Annotated in this window: 18 protein-coding genes; 10 read left to right on the top strand and 8 right to left on the bottom strand. The window is 70.3% G+C overall.

What is annotated here, in order from left to right:
• Positions 1-129: 129 nt before the first annotated feature.
• The 6 genes from HCJ94_RS01810 to HCJ94_RS01785 all read right to left on the bottom strand — a co-directional run bounded on the left by HCJ94_RS01810 (position 130) and on the right by HCJ94_RS01785 (position 7,593).
• On the bottom strand, positions 130-2,595 hold the full coding sequence (locus tag HCJ94_RS01810) for a type IV secretory system conjugative DNA transfer family protein (protein WP_167999196.1): 2,466 nt from the start codon (positions 2,593-2,595) through the stop codon (positions 130-132).
• Positions 2,592-4,343: a VirB4 family type IV secretion system protein gene (locus tag HCJ94_RS01805; RefSeq protein WP_240943808.1), complete on the bottom strand. Its 1,752-nt coding sequence runs from the start codon at positions 4,341-4,343 to the stop codon at positions 2,592-2,594. The genes HCJ94_RS01810 and HCJ94_RS01805 overlap by 4 nt, the downstream gene beginning before the upstream one ends.
• Positions 4,340-5,230: a PrgI family protein gene (locus tag HCJ94_RS01800; RefSeq protein WP_167999195.1), complete on the bottom strand. Its 891-nt coding sequence runs from the start codon at positions 5,228-5,230 to the stop codon at positions 4,340-4,342. The genes HCJ94_RS01805 and HCJ94_RS01800 overlap by 4 nt, the downstream gene beginning before the upstream one ends.
• On the bottom strand, positions 5,227-6,144 hold the full coding sequence (locus HCJ94_RS01795) for a conjugal transfer protein TrbL family protein (protein ID WP_167999194.1): 918 nt from the start codon (positions 6,142-6,144) through the stop codon (positions 5,227-5,229). Before HCJ94_RS01795 ends, HCJ94_RS01800 begins: the two co-directional genes overlap by 4 nt.
• A 10-nt stretch (positions 6,145-6,154) precedes the next feature.
• Positions 6,155-6,445, bottom strand: coding sequence for a pilin (locus tag HCJ94_RS01790; RefSeq protein ID WP_167999193.1), 291 nt, complete (start codon positions 6,443-6,445; stop codon positions 6,155-6,157).
• Between the two features lie 371 nt (positions 6,446-6,816).
• On the bottom strand, positions 6,817-7,593 hold the full coding sequence (locus HCJ94_RS01785; protein ID WP_167999192.1) for a hypothetical protein: 777 nt from the start codon (positions 7,591-7,593) through the stop codon (positions 6,817-6,819).
• A 266-nt stretch (positions 7,594-7,859) separates the two neighbouring features.
• Here HCJ94_RS01785 and HCJ94_RS01780 point away from each other — a divergent pair, with 266 nt between their 5' ends.
• The 10 genes from HCJ94_RS01780 to cutA all read left to right on the top strand — a co-directional run bounded on the left by HCJ94_RS01780 (position 7,860) and on the right by cutA (position 15,478).
• The gene (locus HCJ94_RS01780; RefSeq protein ID WP_205800516.1) at positions 7,860-8,429 is read left to right on the top strand and encodes a hypothetical protein; all 570 of its coding nucleotides are present in this window, start codon (positions 7,860-7,862) and stop codon (positions 8,427-8,429) included.
• Positions 8,422-9,267: a TRM11 family SAM-dependent methyltransferase gene (locus HCJ94_RS01775; RefSeq protein ID WP_167999191.1), complete on the top strand. Its 846-nt coding sequence runs from the start codon at positions 8,422-8,424 to the stop codon at positions 9,265-9,267. The genes HCJ94_RS01780 and HCJ94_RS01775 overlap by 8 nt, the downstream gene beginning before the upstream one ends.
• A gap of 629 nt (positions 9,268-9,896) precedes the next feature.
• Complete coding sequence (locus HCJ94_RS01770) at positions 9,897-10,391, top strand: hypothetical protein (RefSeq protein WP_167999190.1); 495 nt, start codon at positions 9,897-9,899, stop codon at positions 10,389-10,391.
• 161 nt (positions 10,392-10,552) lie between these two features.
• Complete coding sequence (locus tag HCJ94_RS01765; RefSeq protein WP_167999189.1) at positions 10,553-11,179, top strand: RNA polymerase sigma factor; 627 nt, start codon at positions 10,553-10,555, stop codon at positions 11,177-11,179.
• Positions 11,176-11,769: a hypothetical protein gene (locus tag HCJ94_RS01760; protein WP_167999188.1), complete on the top strand. Its 594-nt coding sequence runs from the start codon at positions 11,176-11,178 to the stop codon at positions 11,767-11,769. Before HCJ94_RS01765 ends, HCJ94_RS01760 begins: the two co-directional genes overlap by 4 nt.
• A gap of 18 nt (positions 11,770-11,787) precedes the next feature.
• A complete protein-coding gene (locus HCJ94_RS01755; RefSeq protein ID WP_167999187.1) occupies positions 11,788-12,207 on the top strand; it encodes a hypothetical protein in 420 nt (139 codons plus the stop codon).
• Positions 12,200-12,811, top strand: coding sequence for a hypothetical protein (locus HCJ94_RS01750; protein ID WP_167999186.1), 612 nt, complete (start codon positions 12,200-12,202; stop codon positions 12,809-12,811). The genes HCJ94_RS01755 and HCJ94_RS01750 overlap by 8 nt, the downstream gene beginning before the upstream one ends.
• Positions 12,812-12,962: 151 nt before the next feature.
• Positions 12,963-13,664: a GGDEF domain-containing protein gene (locus HCJ94_RS01745; protein ID WP_309227105.1), complete on the top strand. Its 702-nt coding sequence runs from the start codon at positions 12,963-12,965 to the stop codon at positions 13,662-13,664.
• Positions 13,661-14,956 carry a hypothetical protein gene (locus tag HCJ94_RS01740; protein WP_167999184.1) on the top strand — a complete coding sequence of 432 codons (1,296 nt, stop codon included), beginning with the start codon at positions 13,661-13,663 and terminating at the stop codon, positions 14,954-14,956. The genes HCJ94_RS01745 and HCJ94_RS01740 overlap by 4 nt, the downstream gene beginning before the upstream one ends.
• A 189-nt stretch (positions 14,957-15,145) precedes the next feature.
• The gene (gene cutA, locus HCJ94_RS01735; protein WP_167999183.1) at positions 15,146-15,478 is read left to right on the top strand and encodes a divalent-cation tolerance protein CutA; all 333 of its coding nucleotides are present in this window, start codon (positions 15,146-15,148) and stop codon (positions 15,476-15,478) included.
• On the opposite strand, the gene HCJ94_RS29495 is transcribed toward cutA, so the two are convergent.
• Both HCJ94_RS29495 and HCJ94_RS01725 read right to left on the bottom strand, forming a co-directional pair.
• On the bottom strand, positions 15,475-16,902 hold the full coding sequence (locus HCJ94_RS29495; RefSeq protein ID WP_240943830.1) for an NsdA family TPR-like regulatory protein: 1,428 nt from the start codon (positions 16,900-16,902) through the stop codon (positions 15,475-15,477). The two genes, cutA and HCJ94_RS29495, sit on opposite strands and share 4 nt — an antisense overlap.
• Before the next feature lie 284 nt (positions 16,903-17,186).
• A complete protein-coding gene (locus HCJ94_RS01725; protein WP_167999182.1) occupies positions 17,187-17,384 on the bottom strand; it encodes a DUF397 domain-containing protein in 198 nt (65 codons plus the stop codon).
• Positions 17,385-17,516: the final 132 nt, after the last annotated feature.

The raw sequence follows: 17,516 nt of genomic DNA, 5'->3' as shown, positions 1-17,516 counted from the left end.
GTCAGGGACCTGACAGGCCGACGGGAGGGGGGCTCGCCTGGGGTCTCGTGTCGCGGACACCCCCAAGCGAGCCCCCAATGCCGCACCCGGACGAGGCCCGAAACGAGCGGCGCAGACCGGTGGTGTGGATCAACGGTCGCGTCGGTCCATGCGGCGCTTCATCGCCGTGCGGGCGAGCTGCTGCATCGGCGGCTCGCCGTCGGCGCGGCGGTGCGCGGCGGCGCACTCCTGCCGGATAGCGGTCGCCTCACCGACGATGTCGGCTGGCGGGTTGGTGGTGAACGTGAACGCCGGCAGTTCCCGGTTGCCGACCAGCAGCCGGGCGGCGGCGGTGTAGACGTCGAGGTGGGCGAGGTCGTGCTCGTCCAGCTCCGGCTTGGTGTGCCTCGACAGCTCCCGGGCGTCGGCAGGGTCGACGGTGAAGAACAGCTTCGACCGGGCGTTGGCTGACACCGCCGCGGCGACGTCCTTGGGCAGTTGGGCGAGGTCCTGGTGCGCCAGCACCAGACCCAGCCGGAACCCGCGCGCCTCGGCCAGCATGTCCCCAACAGAGCCGGGCAGGGTCAGGAAGTTCTGACACTCGTCCGCATACAACACGGCGTCTTTTCGCTGGTCTTCGGGAATGCTGGCCCGCGCGATGGCGGCCTGCCAGACGCGGGCGACGATGAGCGAGCCCAGGATGCGGGTCGTCTCCTCGCCGAGGATGCCCTTGGGCAGCCGGCACAGCAGGACCCCGCCGTCGAGGATCCGGCTCATGTCGAACGAGCTGTGCGCGTTACCGATGACCGACTTGACGAAGTCGCGCAGCAGGAACGCCCGCAGCCGCGCGAGGACGGGGGCGATGACCTGCCCGCGGAACTGCTCGTTGATGCCGTCGTACCAGACCCAGAACCCGCCCAGGCCGTCCGGATCGTCCAGGCCGTGGGTGAACCGTGCCCGGAACTCCTTGTCCTGCAACAGGCTCGGCACGAGACTCAGGGTCGGCTTGGCGTGGCGCATCAGCGTCAGGCACGCCACCCGCATCGTGTCGTCCATACGCGGACCCCACTGACCCTGGAAGATCTTCGCGAAGATCCCCACCAGGTTGTCGACGGCCAGGTGCGGGTCGCCCCGGTCGTCGAGGGGGTTGAAGCAGCCGGGATTCTCCTGGTCCGGGTCGATGATCACGATCTTCTTGGCGTACGACGCCGGGAGCCGGTCGAGGATGTCGGTGATCAGGTCCCCGCGCGGGTCGATGACCACCGTGCCGCGTCCGGCTTTGATGTCGCCGAGGATCATGTTCAGCAGCAGCGTGGACTTGCCGACGCCGGTCTTGCCCACCACGTGCACGTGCTGCCGGGCGTCGGTCACCTTCAGGCCGACGCTGTGTTGGCCGATCTGCGACCGGCCCAGCACCTTCACGCCCCGCCCACCCGAGGGCACCTGCACCGGCGCCGGCACGGCCTTGGCCCGCGCCCGGTCCAGGCCCGGCACCGCGAGGTCTTGCGGCAGCGCGGCGAGGGCCGCGAGTTCCGGCACGGTGGCCAGAAACCCCCGGCGCAGCCTTCGTCCGGCGAGAGTGGCCACCGGTTGGGGCATCTTCATGCGCCGCAGCCGGTTCGGGCCGGTGTAGGCGGCGGCGGCCGAAGCGATCGTGTGTCCCAGGCCGACGAGCCGCTGCCGGATCTGCTTGGCCCGCTCGGCATCCGGTGGCGTCTTGTCGACCTCGGCGGCGACGGCGAACCGCACCGCGATCTCGAAGTGCGGCACCCGCACCGCCTTGTCCACGACCGTTCGGGCCTCCGCGCTGGCCACAGGGTCCCGCTCGGCCACCCGCCGCGCCGTGGCCAGTGTGCGCGGCGGCCGGGACGGGCCGGGGGTGAACACCTCGAGCAGCCACAGCAGCGGCTCGATGGCCAGCCGCGCCGACCCCGACACCGCGCGGGCGGCCAGGTCGGGTCGCCAGTGGGGATGGGTGCTGGTGGCCGCCGCCGCCCGGCGGGCGGCGCGGACGCGGCGGGCGGGTGCCGGGCGGGCGAGGATCTGCACGCACGCGTGTTCGCGGTGGCGGACCTCGGCCCCGGCGGCCAGCAACGCCCGCAGCGGGTCGGCGTCGTGCTCGACGCGCAGCGGCAGCACGTCGGTGTGCTGCGGCCAGTGCGCCCCGCCCACCTCATCGCCAACCTGCGCCGGGATCGGCGCGGCGGCGTCGGCGGTGGTGAGGGTGGCGGCGGGCCATGCCGCGCGCACGGCGGCCTCGACCGCGCCGGGCGGCACCGTGCCGGGCACCCACACCCGGATGGTCAGGGCGCGACCGGTCCAGGTGTACTCCCACCCGACGTGCGGGTAGCCGAACACCCTGCGCCGCCACACCGACGGCGTCAACACACCCATGAGGGTGGTCCAGAACGCGGCGGCGGCCTCGGCAGTGACCTCCGGCGGGGCGGCGATGGTCAACCACCGCGCCCCGGCCGCGAACCGGCGGTGCCGCCAGGCTAGAAGCTGGTCGTGACCGAACACGGCGGCGACGATCGCGGCGGCGGCGAGGAAGCCGAGCCACGGTCGGGCGACGATCCAGTGCCCGACCTCTGCCGACCAGGTCGAAGTGGTTGTCATTCGGCCTCCCCGATACCCGTGACAGCGATCGTGTGCTCTGCGGCCGACCCGACGCTGCGAAAGGGAATTCGCGACCGCCCCGCGACAAGCAGTCCCTCGCCCCTGGTCGCCGAGAGCAGCAGCCGCGATTCCCCAGCGGTCAGGCTGAACGCCTCGGCCACCGCGTCGATGGACTGCGTGCTCTGCCGCATCAGCACCTGCGTCGCGGCGTTGGACACCACGGCGAGGCCGAGGTCGGTCGACAGCACGTCGGCAGCGTCCTGGGTGATGACGCATAGCCCGGCCGCGCGCTTGCGGGCGGCCTTGGCCATCCGGAACAAGAACCGGCTGCCTTCGCCGTCGCGCATGAGCAGCCAGGCTTCGTCCACCACGACGAGCTGCCGCCGCCGGCGGGCGCCATTGGCAGGTGTGTCGATGCCCGACCAGATCGAGTCCAACGCCAGCAGCGTGCCGACAGTGCGCAGCTCGTCGGGCAGGTGCCGCAGCGACCACACCACCAGGTGCCCGCGCGGGATGGTGGTGGTCGGCCCGTCGAACAGGCTGGCGAAGTTCCCGACTGTCCAGGGGGCGAGCCGGGCGGCGAGTTGCCCGGCGGCCGGGTCGCTGTCGGCGGCCAGCACCTCGGCCAGGTCCCGCAGCAAAGGTGCGGGTTTGCTCCAGGTGGCGGGGTCGCCGGTGATTCCGGCGCGGGCGTAGGTGGCGGTGATCGCCCGGTCCAGGGCGGCCCGTTCGGCGGGCGGCGGGGTCGCGGCGAGCATGACCGAGATCAGCGTGTGCAGGTACAGGCCGCGCCGGGTCAGCGTGTCGGGCCGGTTGTCGGCGGGCAGATCGAGAGGGTTGATGCGGACGCCCGGCTGGCCGAGCTGCACGACGGTGCCGCCGACGTGTTCGGCCAGGGGCGCGTACTCGTCCTCGGGGTCGATGACCGACACCGTGCTGCCCTGGTAGAGGTTGCGGAGGACTTCGAGCTTGATGAAGTAGCTCTTGCCCGCCCCGGACCGGGCCAGGACGACCGAGTTGTGGTTGTCCTGCGCCCACCGGTTCCACAGCAGCACGCCGTTGCTGGTGGTGTTGACCCCGTAGAGCACGCCCTCGGGCGGGGCGACGGTGCCCGGGACGGGGGCGGCCAGGTCCGCCGACGCGAGCGGAAACGCCGCTGCCAGGGCGGTGGTGTCGAGGATGCGCCGCATCCGCAGCGGGTCCACCCCGACCGGCAGCGTGGAGATCCAACCCTGCTGGTGGCGGAACGTCGCCGGCTGCAGGTCCAGCAGGACGCTGGCGGCGGCGGACTTCACGCCCGCGCTGATCGTGGTGAGTTCGTCGAGGGTGCGGGCGTGGATAGTGACGTAGATGCCGACGTCGAACAGCTTCGCCGCGCCGCGGGCGACCCGCTCGGCGAGGTCGGCGGCGTCGGCGGCTGCCGCCTCGACCATCGGGTCACCGAGGCGGCCCTGGTCGGCGTCGAGCCGGCGGGAGGATTCCAGGCGGGCGCGCTGGCGTTTGAGCATCGGCGCGGCAAGTTGCGGCAGCACCGGCTCCACATGCACGGCGACGTCGACCCGTGCGGGGTAGGACAGCAGCGGGTCGAGCCAGGCGGGGCCGACCTCGGCAGGGTAGCCGCACACCGCATAGGTGGCGGCGTACCCGTCGCCGACCCGCACGTGCCAGGGGGTGACCGACAACGCGGCCGGGGAGGGCATGCTCTCCCCGGCCGCAATGCTCTTCGTCGTGTGCTTCAGCAGCTTCATGATGTGCTCCGTAGGGTGATCGGGGTGCCGGGCACCGCTCGCGGGCCGGGCACCGGTGGACAGAAGGGGTCGACCGCGCTGGCGAGGGCGGATGCGACGGCTGGCCCGTCCAGGGCCGTGGCTTCGACGCCGAGCCCGGACAGGGCACGCACGGCGGCATCCGCCGCGTGCTCCCCGCTGACGACCGTGAGGACCTGTCGGCGCAGCGGATCACGCTCGGCGTCGAGGTCGAGCAGGAACTCGGCGTAGTCGTCGGCGGCGGCCTGCAATGCCGGATGCGGCAGGCGAGGCGCGTGGTCGACGATGGCCTGCGCGTAGGCGGTGAGGTCGTGCCGCTGTGCGGTCACGACGATCTGCGCCGGGCCGGTCAGGCTGTTGAGGAACCGGCCGAACCCGTCCAGCAGCGCGCCCTGCTCGCTACCAGTGCGCAGGTGAATGTTGGTGGTGCCGCAGGCGATGAGCATCTTGTCGCGGCCCTCGCTCGTCAGGACGCCGGTCGCGCTGAGCGCCGTGACCGGGGAGCGCAGCGGCGCCGGAAGGCTCGGTTTGCCGGCGGCCACCGCGACCGTGCTGGCCCGCGCCGTACCCGGGGTCAGCGTGCGCGGGCCGCGGCTGAGCGCGAAACCGTGCCGCAGCCACACGTCTAGGGGCAGGCCGTCACGGCGGCCGAGCGCCACCACAATCGCGACGGCGAATACGATGACCCCGGCGACGATCCACACCACCGGCGGCAGCAGGTGCCCGAACGTGCGGTAGCAACCGAATCCGGCCAGGCCGGTACTGCCGACGATGCCGAGCTGCCGGAACGTCAGACCGAACGCGATGCGATCGGGCTCATTGACGTTCGCCGGAACCACGGCGCGCGGGGTGTTGTCGTCGTTGCTCATCGTCCACCTCGCATCGCGGTGCGCCCGAAGCGGCCGAGCGGCAGGTTGCGGGTGAGGCCCTGGATGAGCACCGCGCGCAGCAGGAACCCGCCGATGTTCGGTGATCCCTTGCGCGTGACGTAGCGGCGCATCATGGCGGGGATCTTGATCGTGACCCAGAGGACGACGATGACGAGCATCAGGTTCAACGTGTCCGAGCCGGGCAGGCCGAGCAGGATCGGCAGGTTCGACTCCGGGTCGATCAGCAGGTTGATACCCGCCGAGAACGCGACCGCCTGCAGCGTCGGTGTGGCCAGACAGCCCAGCAGGGTGCGCCACCACAGGTCGGCGGCACCCTGCGTCCACGGGGTGGCGTAGCACGCGAGGGCCACCGGCGCGACGCCGGCCAGGACGACCAGCACGCTGATCCGCACGAGCCAACTACCGACGAGCATGAACACCAATACGACGATGAGCAGTCCGATGATGGCCATCAGCAGGGCGGCGCTCTCGTCGGTCATCGCCGAGCGGATGCGGACGGTGGAGAAGTTGACCGCCTCGGTCGTCGGCGCGGATGCGCCGGCGAGCGCCACCGTCAGGGCGTTGGCGATGTCGATGACGGCGGCCGTCAGCGGGACCGCGAACGCGGACAGGACGAACCCGACGACGAGCCGGGGAACCAGCTGCTTGATGTTGTAGCGGGTCTCGACCGAGTCGCCGAGCATCGTGGCGACGCCGGCGGCGATGATGGCGAGGATGAAGCAGGCGTTGACGACCAGCGCGCTCTTGCCGGCGATCGACTGCACCTGCGGCAGGACAGTGACGTCCGGTGACAGGAAGATCGAGGATGTCAGGAAGGCCAACAGGCCGCCGAGAAGGTCGACGACCCTCTCGGCGAGCCAGTTGACCAGACCGTTCATCAGCCAGATGACCATGACAGCCGCCTCAGCCGCCGATGATGTCCTGCAGCACCTGCAGGACCACCGGGGACAGCACCGCGAGGGCGTAGCCGATCAGGGCGGACTTGAAGTTGCCCTTGGCCTGCTCGACCTGCGCCGGGTCACCTCCGGCGGCCATGTAGCGCAGTCCGCCGATGACCAGGAACATCGTTGCGACCAACGCGATGATGCCCATGATCCAACCGGTGATGTTCGAGATGACCTGGTTGATGCTGTTGGCCGCCATCGGCTGCGGCGCGGCGGCAAGATCGGACAGAATTGACAGGGTCGTGTGCATGACAGGGCTCCACAAAGGAATCTGTGGGCCGCCGCGGTGGGGACCAAGCCGAGAGGCCGCTTGCGGTCCGGTGGGGGCGCTCCTCCTCGCGGATAAGCGAAGGGCTGCGGTGTCAGTACGCCGCGCCAGCCGTGCCGGACCGTGGGCCTCGCCGGTAGGAGTGGTCCCCACCGGGCGGGCATGCCGTGGATGACATGCACCGCCCAGATCCCGGCTGTCAGGCCGATCGAACCCGCCGGACACCTGTCACGTCCTTACCAGACCCGTCAACCGCCGGGAGCACGGTCAAGCGGCAGCACAGGTGCGCGCGCAGAAGACCGCCCCAGGGCGAACCCTGAGGCGGTCGTGGTCCGGTAGGGGCTGGCGTGCGGTCAGGCCGCCAGGGCGGCCTCCCGGTTGCCGGGCGAGCGGACCGCGCCGGAGAGGTCCCCTCGGGCGACGGCGGCGGCCACGACTCGCTCAGCGCGGCGGCGACGCATCCGCAGAGCCGAGGCGGTGACGCCCTGCTCGGCGGCCAGGTGCTCGATCAGCGCGTCGCCGAACCGGGTGGCGCTGATCAGCTCGGCGGCGTCGGCCGTGATGAGGCCGGCGGCGGCTGCCCGGCCGAGCAGCAGGTCCGGATGCCCGTAGGGCATCCTCGGCGACCGTGAGCCGGTGGACAGATCCAGCGGCAGTTCCTCGCCCTCGTCGGCCTTGACGACCGCGACTCCGGCTCGCCACGCCGCCCAGCACAACCGAAGCCACAGCCGGGGCGGAGCCAGGTTCGCCGTGCGTAGCGCGTGCAGGAACCCGGCCAGGACTTCGGAGTCGACGTCGTCGGCGTGCCGGGCGAAACCGCGGCTGATCTTCGCCGCGAGGTGCGTCAGCGCGGGCAGCGCCACACCGATCGCACCGACGACCCAGGCCGGTCCCCATTCGCGGGCGTGGTGGGCCAGCTGCCGCCACAGCTCGTCGGTGGTGTCGCTGTCGTAGCGCTCGAACATGAGCAGTGTGCGTAGCTGGTCCAGCGGCATCGTCGCATCAGGCAGGCCCGGCACGGGGCGGGCGTCGAACACCAGCGGCGCCGGTTCGCAGATCAGCAGCTCGAACGCCTTCTCGGCGGTGGTCAGCGCCGTGTCGGCCGTCCTGGTGCGGGTGGTTGCTCCCATGGATCCCCCTCGACGCGGAGCGCTTCGCCCAGTGCGAAAGCTCCGAGCCATCGATTGGGACAGCCCGACCTGACACCACGACCGTTTGTTAGACCCGGACAGGTGGTGCCAGGTTCGCCGCCGTCGGGATCGTCCCCGCGCCCGCTGACCGGCTGTCAGGCGGCCGGGCTGACCGGTCCTGTCAGGTCGGGGGCGGGTTCGATCCACCTGTCAGCGGCGCACTGGGAATCGTCAGTACGCCCGCCGGTCCGGGGGCCACCGTGCCCATGACCAACACAAACCCGCGCCGCGCACCGGTCCCCGTGGGGGACGTGGTGTCCGGTGACCTGCCCGTGCCGCTCAACCTTTGGCCGATCCCCGCCCCACAGGAGGGCGAGACCATGTCCAACGAGATGGGCGTGCGGCTGGTCCACAACTACACCCACCCGTCCGACCTCATCATCGACCTGGCCGACGGACCGCAACTGGCCAGCGCGATCATCGCCGCACGCCGCCGCAGCCACCTGCACGCGCCCCGCTCGACCGGGTGGGGCCGGGAGGCGGCGACGCTGATCGTCACCGGCTGGCCGCTCGACGACGCCTCACCGGCCGAGTTCTTCGCACACTGCCGCGCCAGCCTCGTGCCGGGCGGCAGCGTGGCGGTGCTGCTACCACACGGCGACGTCACCCTGCCCGTCGACGTCGTCATTGCCGCCAAGCAGGCCGGGCTGGCATACCTGCAACACAACCTAGCGGCCGACCGACTGCCGGTACCCGGCCAGCAGACACGTCTGGCCATCCACACCGACGTGCTGATCCTGACTCGCAGCGCGCGAGGCGGAGGCGCCGATGGTTGAGACCCTGCCGATCTCCGAGGTGTGGTTGACTTGTCAGATACCCGCCCGGGACCAGCGACGGGGTCGCTACGTCCCGGGCACCTCCAGCCATCCGGCCAAAATGCTGCCCCACCTGGCCGCACGTGCGATCAGCTCGTACAGCGACCCAGGCGAGCTGGTGTTCGACCCGATGTGCGGAGCGGGCACCACCCTCGTCGAGGCCATGCATCTCGGCCGCTACGGCATCGGCGTCGACATCGAGCCCCGGTTCTCCGCCCTAGCACAGGCCAACATCGAACTGGCCTCGTCACAGAAGGCGGCTGGCGCAGCGACCGTACACACCGGCGACGCGAGGTACCTGCTCGACCTAGTGCCCGCGTCCGCGATCGGAAGGGTGGGCCTCGTACTCACCTCACCGCCGTACGGGCGCGGGACCCACGGCCTCGTCCGGACGACGAGTGCCGGGGTACGCAAGCGGGACCATCACTATGGGGACCGGGAACGAGGCAACCTCGCCTATGCGGGATGGTCCCGTTTGTTTGACGGATTCGCCGCGATCCTGGCCGCCAGCTACCACCTGCTGCGTCCGGGCGGGACCGTAGTAATCACATGCCGCCCGGTACGCCGGCAGCGAGACGACCTGATCGACCTGCCCGGCGAGCTGCTGACCGTCGCCCGGTCGGTGGGGCTGGAGCCGATGGAGCGGACGGCGGCGATGCTCGCCGCCGTCCGTGACGACGGACAGATCGTGCACCGGGCCAGCATGTTCAACCTGATGGCGGTCCGCCGCGCCCGCGACGACGGCATCCCGGTGCACCTCACGGTGCACGAGGATGTGCTCATCCTGCGCCGCTTCTGATGCCTGCCCGGGTGTTCCGGCTTCCGGGACATCCGGGCAGGTCATGTGCCGGGCCGGCGTGGTCGAGCCGCGCCGGCACAACATATCTTGCCCGCGTCGAAGACGGGCCCAGGCAGGGAATCCCGCTGGCCGCCGAGTCTATGCGCGTTCAGGTCGGGTCCCGGCTCACCGGCCTCGGCTGCCAGCCCAGTCATCGAAGGGTGATCCCGATCCGCCCGTGGGAGCGGGACAGGCGCGCAGGCCAGCGGGATCAGTCCCGCTGGCCGGTACCGCTTCATCGGCCGGGCGACCGGGACCCGCCGGCTTTCAGGATCAGCCAGAGGAGACCGAGGTCCCGTCGGGTCCCGCTCGATGAGCAAACCTGACAGGAGTGCGGCCTTTGCCGGTCTGTCAGGTTCCGCCAGACGGCCGAACCTGACAGACCGGCCGCCGCGCCATCGGGCGCGGCTAACCTGAGGGTTCTCCCTATTTTTTGTGCCTCTGATCTGATGCCGCGCGCGACGGCATCGCGCCCACCGTCTCCGGTCGGCCGCCGCCGCCAGCCTCGGATCCGGCACCCGCACATCCCACGTCCCTCGCCTTCGCGATCGGGACGCGGCATCCCCATCCCTTCAGGCGGCCACCGCTCGGTGGCCGCCTTCCTGCTGTCCCGGGAGGACGACATGCTCAAGCCCCACTGGTATCTGACTGACGCCGACTGGTTCGGCCAGCTCCCCGACGCGCCGCGTCTCGACGACGACGAGCACGCCGTCATCGACCAGCTCGCTGCGCTGCTGCACGGCGAGACGCACTTCGACCCGGCCAAGACCGTCGCCGTGACCCGCGTGATCCTGCTGGCGGTCGAGCACCTCGGCGACACCATGACCTACGCCGCCGGAATCCACGACCTGACCGAGCTGGCCCGGCTGCTGTGCGGGCTCAACCTCATCCAGGCCCACCTGACCCAAACCGTCCAGCGCATCGCCGAGCACGTCAACGGCCGCACCTTCACCGGCCTCGCCCACGCGCCCGCCGCGGGCGTGCAGGCCCTCACCGACAGCCTCAGCACCGCCGGCGCCAACGGTGAGATGTTCGCCGGCCACCTCAAGGAGGCCCACCTGATCCTGCGGGCCCTGACCACGTAGGCCCCAGCCCACCGAGAGGTGGCGCTCCGGTAACGGACGCCACCTCTCCTTGCACCGCATCACCCGGCCGATGCCCGGCCGAGCCGCGCGGAACCGCGCACCATCCGGGCACGGCCGACTGGCGTGCCCGGATTCCACCCACCCACAGATGGAGGAATCCCATGCCACACAACGGCCTTGCCCCGCCTCGCCCGCGCCGCGCCGCGTCTCCACGCCGCCGGCACCCGGACATCGCGCCGCACATCCTCGTGCTCCTTGACCGCGCGCAGCACGGCGACCGCGACGCCTTCGCAGACCTGTACGCGACCTTCCGTGAGCCGGTCACCCGCTACGTCTGCGCCCGTATGCGGGACCGCGACCGCAACGCCATACCCGACCTCGTGCAGGAGACGTTCACCGGCGCCCTGGCCGAGCTGCCCACCGCGCTGCTCGACGTCCGCGGCTGGTTCATCATCCAGGCCGCCAAGGCATGCAACCGGCACGACTGGTCCCGCCGCCGCTACATGCGCGCCGCCTACGCCGTACGCGACCACTGCAGCAAGGACACCGCCGCACCGGCCGTCAGCAACCCGCCCGGCCGGATCACCTTCGTCCACGCGATGGCACGGCTGACCGCCGACCAGCGCCGCGCGATCCAGCTGCGCTACCTCGACGGCTACCCCCGCGACGCCGCCGCCCGCCTCATGGACCGCAGCGCCGAAGCGGTCCGCTGCCTGGAACGGCGCGCGATCCGGCGGATGCGCCACTTCCTCGTCAGCCCGCCGCACACCTCGGCGGTGACCCCATGACCGCACCCGAGGTTCCCGCCATCCCGGTACACCTGGCCCGCCGGCCCGTCATCGGCGGCCTCGTCGTCCCGTGGATCACCGCCCGCACACCCGACGGCCGGTACCGCTTCGGCAACGTCGACTACCAGCGGCAGGTCCAGGCGCTGCATGACCGGCTCTGCCAGACCTGCGGTGACCCACTCGAACCCGCGCGGATCGTCTTCGCGATGCGCGACAGCGACCTACGGGTGTTCATCAGCCACGAGCCGGGCATGCACCCCGTCTGCGCCGCGTACTCCGCGACCGGCTGTCCCATGCTCGCCGGACGAATGAGCCAGCACCGCGCGACCCCGCTCGCCGCGCAGCTGGCCGACCTCGGCGTCACCAGCCACGGCGACCCCACCGGCACCCGCCCGGCCGCACCCGCCGAGCGCTGGCACCTCGTGTGGGCCACCGGATACCGGCCCACCACACACCCGCTCACCGGCCAGCCCGCCGCGATGGTGCTGCCCGAGCAGATCCTGCGCACCCGGCCGATCGGCCCACCCGCACCGCCGAGCCCCGGCGACCGCGGCCGGGACACCGCGATCGAGCCGGAATCCCACACCTGACCCGAACGGACTTCTGCTATGACCCTGCATGTCATCGCCGTCTACCACAACACCGAGAGCCGGTTCTTCCCGTACGAGCCCGGCCACGCGCTCGCCCAGGTCATCTCCCACTGGCGGCACCTGCCCACCACTGCCACCCCGGAGCAGACCGCCAACTGGATCTACGGCCTGTTCAACGTCGACCTCGACCACCTGGAGACCGAACGCGCGACGCCGCATGGGGAGGCCGACTTCCTCATCGCCTGCACGTACCGGCTGCTGCGGCTGCGCTCCCTGTCGACCGGAGACGTCATCGCCGTCACCGCCGACGGCCACACCACCTGGCTGGCGTGCGACTTCATCGGCTGGCGGCGCATCGACACCCCGACCAACCTCACCGGCCGACCGCTGACCGCCGAGACCGTCTACCAGCACCTGCGGCGAGGCCGCCATGCGTGACCATCCGTGCCAGCAGCACCGACCCGGCCACCACACCGACGCCTGCCTGACCGGCCCCTGCGGGTACTGCGGCACCAGCCTGCACACCATCGCCTCCGGCGAATGCCGGTCCTGCCTGCGCATCGTGTGCGAAGCCTGCGACGCCGGATACCACCCCGACCTCGGCCCCATCTGCCGGCCTTGCACCCAGCCCGGCAGCGGCGCCGGCCCGGCCAGCCCGACCCCGCCTGACGACCAGGAACTGCACCGGCTGTGCGTGTTCGAGCTGGCCCTGAACTGCGGCCACCTCGTCACCATGGCCCTGACCGGCTGGTACCCGGTCTCGGTGGCCTGCTGCGAACGGCTCGGCGGCACCATCCTGCACGGCATCTACGTGCCGTACTCCTCCCAGGTCGACGGCACCCGCCTTGTGTCCGAGCGGTACGAGTACCGGCCCAAGGGCACCCCGAGCGAGCCCGACCGGCTCGTCGACCGGCGGCCCCGCACCGACGAGCCCTACCAGTCGCCGCGTCCGGGCGGCCCGACCCACGCCGGGCGCTACCCGGCCCGTGTCGGCGCGGCCTGGAGCCTCGACGGCTCGGTCCCGCCGGCCGCCACCCACTGATCCCCTCGACCGCCTCATCGAGGACGCCGCCGCACGGCGGCACAAACAGAAAGAACGGCCCGCCGAAGGCGGGCCGTCGTCGTTTAGGACCCGGGACGCCGCGCCTAGGAAACGTATGCGTCCCGGGTTCTCCAAGGGATGGAGGAACCCAGTGTCCACCACACTCCTCGTGATCGCCACCGTGGCGGCCATGTTCGGGGCCGCTGGCGGTTACCTGGCCGCCAGGCCGACCATCAACCGGCTGCGCGCCGCGCTGGCCGACGCCGCCTGGCAGCTGACCCACGACCCGCTCACCGGCCTGCTCAACCGCGCCGGCCTGCGGACCGTTCACACCGCCATCGCCGCATCCGGCGGGCCGCAGCCGAACATCGTCATGCTCATCGACCTCGACCAGTTCAAAGAGGTCAACGACACCCACGGCCACGACGCCGGTGACGACCTGCTCATGGAGGTCGCCGACCGGCTCGGCCAACTCGCCGACGCCTACGGCGCAAGCGTCGCACGGCTGTCCGGTGACGAGTTCGCCGCCATCCTGCCGATACGCGGCCACGGCATCAGCCGGCTGGCCGACCTGTTCACCACGGTCATCGCCGCGCCGGTCACGGTGCAGGCCGACAGCGGCCCGGTCACGGTCACCGTCACCGCCAGCGTCGGCATCGCGAGCGTGGCCAGCACCGACTCACTGGAGGACGTTGCGCTACATCGCGCGGACATCGCGATGTATCACGCCAAGCAGCAGGGCGGCGACCGGCACGTCCTCTACACGCCCGGCATGACCATGCCCGACCGCAAGCGCCGCCGGGGGCCGCGCCTGCGCGACCTGCGCCGTGACCAGCGTGGGAGCGTCGAATGAACCTGGCGACCCTCACCGCCTGCGCGACCTGCCACCAGGCCCTCACCGAGCACCAAGACGGAGAAACCATCGTCTACCGGCATCCCGTCACCGACGACCGACACGACGTCGTCCCCATCGACGCGGGCCAGATCCAGCAGGTCTTCCACCGGTGCCACACCTGCACCGTCGGGCTGCCGGTCTGGAACTACCGCACCGGCCTCATCCAGATCGGGGACCTCGCGGCCGGCGTCGTCGCGACCTACACCGACCGGTGGCACGTCTGCTACCGGTGCACCCAGTTCATCGAGGCCGACGACTCCGAAGCCCTCACCGCCCACTGCGCCGCCGCCATGCTGTGGTCGCCCCGCAGCGACGAGTACACGATCCTGCGCACGCTACACCGCGGCATCATTCTCGGCCGCGAAGGCCGAACGCTGCTCACCACCACCGACTGGCCACCAGCCCGGCTCACCGCCGACATGCTGCCGAAGATCCGCGACCGGCTCACCGGGCTCCTACGCGGCCCCGCGAACCTGCCCGCGCCCATCAACAACCCCGGCCAGCGGCGGGCCCTAGCCAATCAGCTCGACCTCGTACCCATGTACTGGATCAACCAAGAGTTCACCGACCTGGTCAACGAAGTCAGCGCCGACCAACCCCCGGCAACGGCCACCGACGACGTCGCCCCTACACCAGCCGGACTGCTCGCCTGGCCCGAACCCGTCGGCAGCCCCCGGCACCTCGCCGCCGTCTCCTGGACACCCCACGCCCACGGCTGGCACGTCATCGGCTACCGCAGCGTCGGCAGCGCCCTGGACGACGACCTGATGCCCGCGCTGCGACACGAGATCGGCTGGCTCGTACCGATCCACGCCGAATTCATCGCCAGCGGCACCACGCTCGACGGCCACCACCCGCTCGGCCCCCTCATCACCACCTGGCTTCTGATCAACCAGCAGACGGCCGAGGCCATACCGGCGAAACTGCCCAAGGGCACCATCAAGGCGTACCAGCGCAACCAGCGCCCCGCCCCCGACGTCCGGATCGTGCGCATCAAACCCCGCAGCACCCCGCCGCCGAAACGGACCCAACCCGCCAGCCCCCGCACGCGAGCCAAGCCCGACCACCGATTCTGGGTATCCGGCCACAAACGCCAACAGCCCTACGGCCCCGGCCGAAGCCTCCGCCGAACGATCGACATCCAGCCATTCCTCAAGGGCGACGAGGACCTGCCGATCAAGATGAGCACCACCGTACGCGTACTCGGCAGCCGAGCCACCGACACGGACCGAAGCACCGAAAACGGCTAGACGCCAACGTGCGTGGTGGTGGGCTCGTCCCACCACCACGCACGAACAATGGCCCTTTTCGCGTTTCGGGGCCCGGTCCGACCGCTCGCATAACAGGAGCGCTGCCCTACGAGTGCAGTCTCCGTGGCGGCGCCCGCTCTCAATGCGCGAAGATGGACTTCGCCCACCCGCTTGCCATGGAGGTATTACGTGACCGACTACCAGCACGCCCAAGCGGTGACGACGACCGACTCCCGCGAGGCTGCCGAGGCGCTGGCACACAGCGCGGTCGAGGCGCGGGTGGCTGCCTGTGCGCAGGTGTCCGGCCCGATCAAGAGCACGTACTGGTGGGAGGGCAAGGTGGAGAGCGCTGAGGAATGGTACGTCACCTTCAAGACGACGGCAGAGCGCTATCCCGAACTGGAGCAGCACATTCGCGAGCATCACAGTTATGACGTCCCGGAGGTTGTGCTGCTGCCTATCCTGGCCGGGAACCCTGCCTATCTCTCGTGGGTCAGCGAGGAGACGACGCCCAAGAGCTAGACGATGTGCGCGAGTAGACGGTCATCCAGCTCCGCTAGATCGGCGTCATCACGCTTGTCCTGAATCATCAGATGAAGGTCGTGGAGGCGCTGCCGGCCAAGGCTGGCCTCCTGGCTCAGTGTTTGCTCAAGTGCCTGGTGTCCCAGCTGCGCACCTCGGTCGTGCCTGCCACGCTGGATGGCGGCCGTCGCAACGTCCGCCAAGATGACGGCCTTGACTTTCGCATCGCTGGGCGGCAACGAGGCCACGACGGCCTCTGCGGTGGCGTCTAGGTCGGCGTGGTCAAGCCGGGCGTAGGTCGTGACAGTCATACTGCCAAGGCGGCTCGGTGTGAAGAAGCCTGTCCAAGAGCGCTCGCGGTGCGGGTGGGCGTAGTCGTAGGCGGTCATCGCTCGGTCGAGCGCCCGTAGCGCTGGCATGGGTTTAGCAAGGGCCGCATCTACCTCCGCCTCGCGCGCAGCAAGCCAAGCGCGGGTGGCGGCGCTGTGCTCGCCGCGCACGAATTTCTGCGCCGCTATGAGGAGCTGGCGAGCGTGCACCAGGTTCCCGGCTGCCTCCGCGCCGTAGCTCTGATAAGCCAGCACGCAGGCGTACAACGGGCCGTCACCAGCCTCGTCGGCGGCGCGGAGTGCGCGGGCATAAAGGTCGCGTGCGGTCTGGTGCCGTTTGCTGTCCCATGCCACCCAACCGGCAAGGGCTAGGGCTTCGCCGGTGGTCATGAGCACTCGGCGCTCGAACGGAGCAGGTACCCGACCCACCAACCGCTCCAGCCGTCGCACGTGAGCGTCCAAGTGCGCGGCGAGCTGACGGGCTGGCAAGTGTTCCTCCCGCCGGAACAGCTCGGCGGTGTGCCCTTCCAACTGCTCGAGGGTCGGCCCGTCGAGCTGTTGTGGGTGCTCAAGCATGTAGGCCAAGCGGTTCCATGGCTCAGACGGCATCGAGGCGGCGAGCAGCGATAAAGCTGGTAGAGCGAAGGCAGTGCGGCGTTTCACATCATCCACGGTATCGGCCCGGTCGTCGGCCGACCACGGCTCGCCTGGGTAGATAGAGCTTGTGCTGTCCCAGGTGCCAGCCACTTGACCTTGGAGTCCGCGGAACTCGGCGACCCAGCTCTCTCTGGAAGGCTGGGTGGCCCCTGACGGCATCGCGTCATGCAGCAGAGCCGAGCTGTGGCGGGTTCCTGACCGATCCTCACCATCGCGCTCAGAGGGGCGATCGATGTAGAACCCGAGCGAGTCTTCATCTCTGTTGAGGACTGTGCACAGCGCTCTGCGATAGTCGCGGTTAGGCCATCGGATCTCGCCTCGTTCCAAGGCGCCAATGGTCCTGTCCGTCAGGCCAGCCCAGCGTTGCCCGCTTCCCATCGCCTCGCACATTCTGGCCAGCTCAAGATTGCAGGCATCAGCTAGCTCCTGCCGGGACATGGGGCGGCCAGAGCCAGACGGCGACAACAGAGCTTTGCGGGCAGCCTTGAGTTGGCTATTCGGGATGATCTCCCTTCCCATTGACTGTCCCCCGATCGATGCCGTTCGCTGTCCTAAAGAATGTCAGCGCGCCAGGGAGGGTTTCAAGCATGGGCGACACCCTTCCTGCCGGCGTTCGGCGTCTGCGGAGACCCGCCAAACCGGCCGTTCAGACTCAATGTTCGAGCTGGCGCACCGGAATGCCCGATGCGCAGGCCCAGGGTGATCGGAGTGTGGGCCGTTTCTCAGCTACCGGACTCACCAACAATCTCAGCAACGAAACCCGCCCACGCAGCGGAGCCGAACTCCAGGATGCCGCCGGTAGGGTCCTTGGAGTCGCGCACGCCGACTGTACCGTCAGCTGCGATGGCCACCTCGACGCAGTTGTCTCCGCCGCTGCTTCGCGTGGACTTGTACCAGCGGGTGAACTTGCTGTCATCCATGCTGAGATCCTTTTCTGTTCTCCTCGCCCACCGCGGCGAGGAAGTCAAGGCTGTCGGCTGGCGTCAACGCGGCGCTCTTTATCTTGGCGTAGAGGTCAAGGTATCGGCTGACGTCAGCCTCGCGAGTGAGGA

It is taken from the genome of Micromonospora thermarum, assembly GCF_012034245.1.
GTDB lineage: Bacteria > Actinomycetota > Actinomycetes > Mycobacteriales > Micromonosporaceae > Micromonospora > Micromonospora thermarum.
The sequence above is the reverse complement of the archived record's forward strand: the minus strand, read 5'-3'. Positions and strand labels throughout refer to the sequence as shown.